Annotated in this window: 5 protein-coding genes; 2 read left to right on the forward strand and 3 right to left on the reverse strand. The window is 54.7% G+C overall.

Features of this window, described 5'->3' with window-relative positions:
* Nucleotides 1-69: 69 nt before the first annotated feature.
* The 3 genes from LD28_RS0110525 to LD28_RS0110535 all read right to left on the reverse strand — a co-directional run bounded on the left by LD28_RS0110525 (nucleotide 70) and on the right by LD28_RS0110535 (nucleotide 3,938).
* Nucleotides 70-1,188 carry an ABC transporter permease gene (locus tag LD28_RS0110525; protein WP_033136921.1) on the reverse strand — a complete coding sequence of 373 codons (1,119 nt, stop codon included), beginning with the start codon at nucleotides 1,186-1,188 and terminating at the stop codon, nucleotides 70-72.
* 82 nt (nucleotides 1,189-1,270) lie between these two features.
* Nucleotides 1,271-2,851, reverse strand: coding sequence for an ABC transporter ATP-binding protein (locus LD28_RS0110530; RefSeq protein ID WP_033136922.1), 1,581 nt, complete (start codon nucleotides 2,849-2,851; stop codon nucleotides 1,271-1,273).
* 85 nt (nucleotides 2,852-2,936) lie between these two features.
* Nucleotides 2,937-3,938, reverse strand: coding sequence for a BMP family lipoprotein (locus LD28_RS0110535; protein ID WP_033136923.1), 1,002 nt, complete (start codon nucleotides 3,936-3,938; stop codon nucleotides 2,937-2,939).
* Between the two features lie 507 nt (nucleotides 3,939-4,445).
* Here LD28_RS0110535 and uvrD point away from each other — a divergent pair.
* Nucleotides 4,446-6,617: a DNA helicase II gene (uvrD, locus tag LD28_RS0110540; RefSeq protein WP_033136924.1), complete on the forward strand. Its 2,172-nt coding sequence runs from the start codon at nucleotides 4,446-4,448 to the stop codon at nucleotides 6,615-6,617.
* A gap of 224 nt (nucleotides 6,618-6,841) precedes the next feature.
* Nucleotides 6,842-8,257: an HAD family hydrolase gene (locus tag LD28_RS23650; RefSeq protein WP_081959503.1), complete on the forward strand. Its 1,416-nt coding sequence runs from the start codon at nucleotides 6,842-6,844 to the stop codon at nucleotides 8,255-8,257.
* The last annotated feature ends 57 nt before the right edge of the window (nucleotides 8,258-8,314 follow it).

The raw sequence follows: 8,314 nt of genomic DNA on the forward strand, positions 1-8,314 counted from the left end.
CAGCAAGAATAAGGGGCGGGGCGGTACGAATGGTCGAATCCAGCATCTGGATCAGAAGTTCATACATGATCAGGCTCCTTTTGCTTGTGCGGTGGCGCGATTGGCAAACGCCAGATAGAGCTGCTCGATGCGCGGACGCATCATGTGCTCAAGGGCACCGCAGAACAGGATCACCAGACCCTGCAACACCACCACTATGTTGCGGTCGACCCCGTACTCGAAGCTGAGCTCGGCCCCCCCCTGATAGAGAAAACCGAACAGCAGGCTGGCAAGGATGACCCCCACCGGATGGTTGCGCCCCATCAGCGCCACCGCGATCCCCGTTACCCCAAACCCTTCCACAAAGTTGAGCTTGATCTGGTGCAACTCCCCCTGCAGGGCGTTGAGGGCGAAGAAGCCCGACAACATGCCGGAGATCACCATGGCCAGGATCACCACCTTGGGATAGGAGATACCGGCGTAGGCGGAGGCGCTTTGGCTGGCCCCGACCGAGCGGATCTCGTAACCCCAGCGGGTGTGCCAGATAAAGACCCACACCAGCGCCGCACAGATCAGCGCCCAGAAGAAGCTGATATTGAGCGGACTGGTGGGAATATCCAGCCCGAAACCACCGAAGAACTCGTTCATCTTCGGCAACCAGCTTGCCTCGGGAAACACCTTGCTCTCGGCAGACATCTGGCTGGACGGTTTGAGCACCTCCACCAGCAGATAGGCCATCAGCGAGGCGGCGATGAAGTTGGACATGATGGTGGTGATAACGATGTGGCTACCACGCTTGGCTTGCAGCCAGGCCGGGATAAAGGCCCAGGCTGCACCGAACAGACCGCCAGCAATAATGGAGAGCGGCAGCAGCAACGCAAACGGCAGCACATCACCCAGCAGCAGACAGACCAGACCGACACCCAGTCCGCCGATATAGGCCTGCCCTTCACCCCCGATGTTGAACAGACCGGCGTGGAAGGCCACCGCCACTGCCAGACCGGTAAAGATAAAGCCGGTTGCGTAGTAGAGGGTGTAACCAATCCCTTCGCCTGTTTCGAAGGCACCAGACCACATGATCTTGGCGGCATCGATCGGGTTGATATCGAGGTAGTAGAACAGAATGGCCGACACCAGGAAGGCCAGCAGGATATTGACCGCAGACAAGATGCCCACGGAGACCCAGGCAGGAATACGTTCTTGGCTCATCAGTGGGCCTCCTTGGCAATCTCGTCAGACACAGGTGTGTTGACCATCATCAAACCGCTTGGGCTAAAAATGGATGTGAAACTCATGACTTCGCTCCTTGCGGCTGGCTGGCAGCCACCTCGTCGGGAACGATGTTCGCCATCATCAGGCCGATCGTGCGCTCATCCGCCTTGGCACCATCCAGCTCGCCGACGATGCGACCGTCGGCAATCACCAGAATGCGGTCAGAGAGGCTCATGATCTCGTCCAGCTCCACCGAAACCAGCAGCACGGCCTTGCCCTTGTCGCGCATGGCGATGATCTGCTTGTGGATATACTCGATGGCGCCGATGTCGACCCCGCGGGTCGGCTGGCCGATCAACAGCACATCCGGGTCCTGCTCCACTTCACGGGCGATCACCAGCTTCTGCTGGTTGCCGCCGGAGAAGTTGGCGGTCTTGTGATCGGGCTGAGGCGGGCGTACGTCCCACTTCTCCATCTTGGCCTGACAATCCTGCTGGATCGCCTCCTTGTTCTGCAGCCACCCCTTGTTGTACTGGGGACGACGGTGATAACCGAGGATAAACGCCTCTTTCGCCTCGAAGCGATTGATCAGCCCCATCTTGTGGCGATCTTCCGGCACATGGCCGAGACCGAAGTTGCGCACCCGCTCGGGATCGGCAGGATGCTCGGCGCTCACCTTGTGCACACCGCTGCGGCTGCTGATGGTGAAACCACCCTTGCTCGGCTTGAGAATGCCGCCCAGCAGGCTGAGCAGTTCGGACTGACCGTTGCCGGAGACCCCGGCAATGCCCACCACTTCACCGGCGCGCACCTCGAAACTGACCGATTTGACCCGCTCCACCTTGCTCGCGTCGAAGTAGCTGAGCCCCTCGACTTTGAGCTTGGCCTCGCCCGGCTGGTTTGGCCCCTTGTCGACCTTGAGGCGCACCTTGCGGCCCACCATCAGTTCGGCCAGCTGCTCCTTGTCGGTATCCTTGGTGGCAACGTGCGCCACCATCTCGCCACGGCGCATGATGGAGACCTGATCGGTCACGGCCAGGATCTCCCGCAACTTGTGGGTGATGAGGATGATGGTCGCCCCCTGATCCCGCAGCATTTTCAGCACCTTGAACAGGTGATCCGCCTCTTGCGGGGTCAGCACGCCGGTCGGTTCATCGAGGATCAGAATGCGGGCGCCGCGATAGAGCGCCTTGAGGATCTCGACCCGCTGTTGCAGGCCCACCGGCAGATCTTCGACCTTCTCGTGCAGCGGCACATCGAGGCCATAATCCCGCGCCAGCTCGCCGAGCAGCTTCTCTGCTGCCGTCACACTCTGCTGAAGGTGCCAGCCGTTCTCAGCGCCGAGGATGACGTTTTCCAATGCGGTAAAGTTATTCACCAGCATGAAGTGCTGGTGCACCATGCCCACGCCTGCGGCAATCGCAGCTTGTGAGCCATGGGGTTTGAAAGGTTTCCCGTCGATCAGCATCTCGCCACTATCGGCATGGTAGAAACCATAAATGATGCTCATCAGGGTGGATTTACCGGCGCCATTTTCGCCGACAATGCCGTGGATACTGCCTTTACGAACCTTGAGGTCAATCAGCTTGTTGGCATGTACACTGCCAAACCGCTTATCGATACCTCTCAATTCGATGGCATAGTGATCTGTCTGGTCCATGATGCAGCCCTGCGTGTCATGAAATAAGACTAAAAACCGGCCCGTGCGGGCCGGTCGTGCGTTGAGAGTCGTAGCAACAGTCTAATTAGTATTTGCAAGAGTCAGTGCTGGTGTAGTCATGCACCTTGATCTTGCCTGCGATGATGTCAGCCTTGATGGTATCCATCTTGGCTTTCATCTCCGGGGTGATCAGCTTCTCGTTGTACTTGTCCAACGCCCAGTCAACACCACCTTCCGCCAGGCCCAGACGCTTGACGCCACCTTGCCAGGTACCGTTGGCACTCTCTTCCCAGGTGCGATAAGAGGCCAGACCGACCGCCTTGACCATGGAGGTCAACATGGTGCCCGGGTAGAGGTAGTTCTGGTTGGAGTCGACACCGATAGCCAGCTTGCCGCCATCTTTAGCCGCCTGATAAACCCCGAGACCGGAGCCGCCAGCCGCCGCGTAAACCACGTCAGCGCCCTTGGAGAACTGGGCCTTGGTCAGCTCACCCGCTTTAGCCGGGTCAGCAAACGCCGCCGGAGTGGAGCCGATCATGTTCTGCAGCACTTCGACCTTCGGATTGGCGTACTTGGCGCCCTGCTCGTAACCGCAGGCAAAGTTGCGGATCAACGGAACATCCATCCCGCCCACGAAGCCGACCTTGTCACTCTTGGTGGCCATGGCAGCCAATGCACCGACCAGGAAGGAGCCCTCATGATCTTTGAAGATCAACGATTGCACGTTCGGCTTGTCGACGACCGCGTCAATGATAGCGAACTGCACTTTGGGGAACTCGGTGGCCACCTTGTCGATCGCAGAGGCCATATTGAAACCAACCCCGATGATCGGTTGGTTGCCACGGCTGGCCAGACGACGCAGACCCTGCTCGCGCTGGGCTTCGTTCTGGGGTTCAAACTCTTTGACCTTAATCCCTTTGTCCTTGTTGTACTTTTCGACGCCGTCGCGAAACACGCCTTCGCCAAAGGATTTGTCATACTTGCCCGCGGTGTCATACACCACACCAGGAACTGCCGGAGCAGCCTGAACGGAAAGGGCAGCGAGAGTGAGGGAGGCCACAGTGGCCAATTTCAGCACTTTAGTCACGATCGTATCCTTGATTGTTATTAAGTGAGGGAAGTTGCTTGCCTGTCAAAGCAGGCTATCTAGCACGCAGGCTTACTCTAAGTCAGCCCCGATGCGGGTCAAGCAAATGATAAGGGAAAAACGTTTGCGTTAACGGTTTGAATTCTAAGCAAATAACTTTATAAGTTGTTGTTTTGATGCCACTTTTTAGTTTTTTATTCTACCAAGGTGGGGACCCGAACGACATTTTACTTATTGTTCAGTCACTTACTGTAAACCGTTTTCCCCCTTATTCATCTCTCCCGTCTGGCAACCCGTGATCCACCTCGCAAAATCCCGACAAACAGCGCTGGCAAGATTTGGCTACAGCTGGAAACCGCCCCGCCCTCCTCTATTCTGCGCCAGCCAAAAATGGCCGCACCGGCGCCCATGCGAGCCCCCATCTCGCCCCTCCCCCCGAGTTTGGATTTGGTCTGGCAGGGGGGATGGCCGTATAATCCCCGCCTGTATAAATAAACAGGAGTGGTGATGGACGTTTCAACCCTGCTCGACGGGCTCAACGACAAGCAAAGAGATGCCGTTGCGGCGCCCCGTAGCAATCTGCTGGTGCTGGCCGGGGCCGGTTCGGGCAAGACCCGGGTGCTGGTGCACCGCATTGCCTGGCTGATGCAGGTGGAACGCTGTTCACCCTTCTCCATCATCGCGGTCACCTTTACCAACAAGGCGGCGGCCGAGATGCGCGGCCGGGTCGAAAAAGTGATCGGCGACGGCGTGCGCGGCATGTGGATCGGCACCTTCCACGGTATCGCCCACCGCCTGCTGCGGGCCCACCATCTGGATGCGGGACTGCCGCAGGATTTCCAGATCCTCGACTCCGACGACCAGTACCGGCTGATCCGCCGCGTCATCAAGGCGCTAAACCTCGACGAGAAGCACTGGGCCCCGCGCGCCGTGATGGGCTACATCAACGGCAAGAAGGATGAGGGGCTACGCCCCGGCGACATCGACCTCTACGGCGACCCCGTCACCCGCACCTATCAGCAGATCTACAAGACCTATCAGGAGACCTGCGATCGCTCCGGTCTGGTGGACTTTGCAGAACTCTTGCTGCGCGCCCACGAGCTGTGGCTTAACCGGCCACACATCCTCGAGCACTACCGCGACCGCTTCCAGAACATCCTGGTGGACGAGTTTCAGGATACCAACGGCATCCAGTACGCCTGGCTGCGGATGCTGGCGGGCAACAGCGGCAAGGTGATGATCGTCGGCGACGATGACCAGTCCATCTACGGCTGGCGCGGCGCCAAGATCGAGAACATCCAGCGCTTCCTGACCGACTATCAGGGGGCCGAGACCATCCGCCTCGAGCAGAACTACCGCTCCACCGCCAATATCCTGAAAGCCGCCAACAGCGTTATCGCCAACAACGCCGAGCGCCTTGGCAAGGAGCTGTGGACCGAGGGGGCCGAGGGCGACCCGATCTCCCTCTACGCCGCCTTCAACGAGGTGGACGAAGCGCGCTTCGTGGTCGGCCGCCTCAAGGATTGGAAGGAAAAGGGCGGCCTCTTGGCCGACTGCGCCATCCTCTATCGCTCCAACGCCCAGTCACGGGTGCTGGAAGAGGCGCTGATGCAGGATGCCATGCCCTACCGCATCTACGGCGGCCTGCGCTTCTTCGAGCGGCAAGAGATCAAAGACGCCATGGCCTACCTGCGGCTTATCAACAACCGTGGCGACGACGCCAGCTTCGAGCGGGTGGTCAACACCCCGACCCGCGGTATCGGCGATCGCACCCTCGAGATCCTGCGCGGCAACGCCCGCGATCAGGGGCTCAACCTGTGGCAATCGGCCAAGGGGCTGCTCAATGACAAGGTGCTGACCGGTCGCGCCGGTAACGCGGTGCGCGGTTTTGTCGATCTGATCGACGCGCTGGAAGAGCAGGTCGGCATGCTCCCCCTGCACCAGCAGGCGGATATCGCCATCCAGAACTCTGGCCTCAAGGCGATGTATCTGGCGGAAAAAGGGGAGAAATCCCAGGCGCGGGTAGAGAACCTGGACGAACTGGTCACTGCCTGCCGCCAGTACCAGCGCCCGGACGAGCTGGAAGATATGAGCGATCTCTCCGCCTTCCTCGCCCACGCGGCGCTGGAAGCGGGCGAGAATCAGGCGGACGAATATGCCGATGCGGTGCAGCTGATGACCTTGCACAGCGCCAAGGGGCTGGAGTTCCCGCTGGTGCTGCTGGTCGGCGTCGAAGAGGGCATGTTCCCCAGCCAGCAATCGACCGAGGAGTCGGGCCGGCTGGAAGAGGAGCGCCGTCTCTGTTACGTCGGCATGACCCGCGCCATGGAGAAGCTCTACATCTGTTATGCCGAGAGCCGCCGCATCTACGGCCGCGAGATGTTCCACAAGCCGAGCCGCTTTATCCGCGAGATGCCCGCCGAATGTCTGGAAGAGATCCGGCTGCGCACTCAGGTCAGCCGCCCCACCCAGTACGGCCGCTTTAGCCAGAACGAGGTGCAGCAGAGCTTCGACGCCAGCGGCATCAAGCTCGGCCAGCGGGTGCTGCATCCTAAATTCGGGGAAGGGGTGGTACTCAACTTCGAAGGGGTTGGCCAGCAGAGCCGGGTACAGATCCAGTTCGACGACGTCGGCGCCAAGTGGCTGGTGACGGCGTATGCCAGATTGGAAGCGCTCTGATTTTTCCCGCTCTTGATATAATCAACCCGGCTTAGGCCGGGTTGTTTTTATCTGGCGTTCATAGTGGCAGTTTTAATGACGCGATCGTCCGAATACGCTTCGCTATTCGAACCTACGGACTAACCTACAGACTAATCGACTCCATAAATCTATATCTTTGCAATGAAGACGCTGTAGATTAATGGTGTTACAATCTATTTTATATTGCTTAAATGGGCTTTTTTATGAAAAAAACAGTTTTGATTACCGACTTGGATAACACTCTGTTTGATTGGTTTGAAGTTTGGTACAACAGTTTCAATGCTATGCTGGAAAGTGTCGTAAATACATCTGGAATTAGTCGTGAAACATTAATACCAGAAATAAAAGCTATACATCAAAAGCATGGAACGGCAGAGTATGCTTTTCTTCTTGAGGAGCTTCCTTCTCTAAATAAAAAATATGGTGGCCGAGATGCAATTAGAAAGGAAATGAATGAAGCTATTGAAAATTTCAGAAACGAGAGAAAAAAGCATCTTTGCCTTTATCCAACGGTCAAAGAAACATTAATTATGCTAAAGAGGTATAATGTTAGAGTTGTTGGATATACAGAATCTAAAGAATACTATTCAAACTATCGTTTACACCAGCTCGGTCTGGATGGCTTAATTGATGTCTTGTATTCCCCGCCAGATCATAAAATTCCAGATTATAAGAATAATAAAACTTCCGGTCTTTTACTTCACACAATAAACAAGCATACCCCTGAAAATGAATTGAAACCGAACCCTGCACTGTTACTACATATCATAAATGAAATAGGTGCTGTTCCTGAGGAGTGCTTATATATTGGTGATAGCAAAATGAAAGACATTGCTATGGCACAGGATGCCGGAGTTACTGATGTTTTTGCAGAATATGGCATTAGTCATTTTAATGACAAAAAAGACATAAGATATGACTTATTAAGAGATGTTACACATTGGACCGATGAAGATGTTGAACGCGAAAAGAAAATAAATAGTAATGGTCGTTTAGTTGTGCCGAGTTTTGTTGCAAAACAATTTTCTGACATCATACCTTTTTTTCTTTCTCCTAGCGAAGGACTAACCAAAGAAGAAAAATTGAAGATTAAGGTAGATATATGGAAAACTGTTGTAAATACACAGCAACATTTTAACGATCTTGAAATGCGGATCAGAAACTTTGCCATTTTAATTCTATCTGCATTTATCGGTGCAATAGGTGTTTCGTTTAAATCTGGCTTTGTTATAAACTTCTTTAATATACATATTGCAGCATCGGCAATTTTAAATCTAGCAGCAGCAGTAATTTGGATGTTGTTTTATTTTATGGACGTTTATTGGTATCACCCTTTATTGAAGGGTTCTGTAGAGCAAGGTATGCGACTTGAGAAAAATATAAACTATGAGCTCAATGGTCTTATTGGTTTAGCACAAACGATCACTGATAAGAGTCCACGGTCAATATGGTTCTGGCGTAATCTCCGGAGTACAGGAAAAGCAAAGCTATTTTACAAATCTATATTTTTCTTATTGGTTATTAGTTCGATTTTACTTTTCTTGGCCGATGTTCCATCACCAAAAGAGGATTTTCAACCCTTAAAACATTCGCAATACATTCAACCAAATCTTATATGAGGTGATAATGCAGGTTCTATTAGGGCCGTAGGTTCGATTAGCGAAGCGTAATCGGAC

Origin of the sequence: Aeromonas finlandensis (assembly GCF_000764645.1) — a bacterium.
Lineage (GTDB): Bacteria > Pseudomonadota > Gammaproteobacteria > Enterobacterales > Aeromonadaceae > Aeromonas > Aeromonas finlandensis.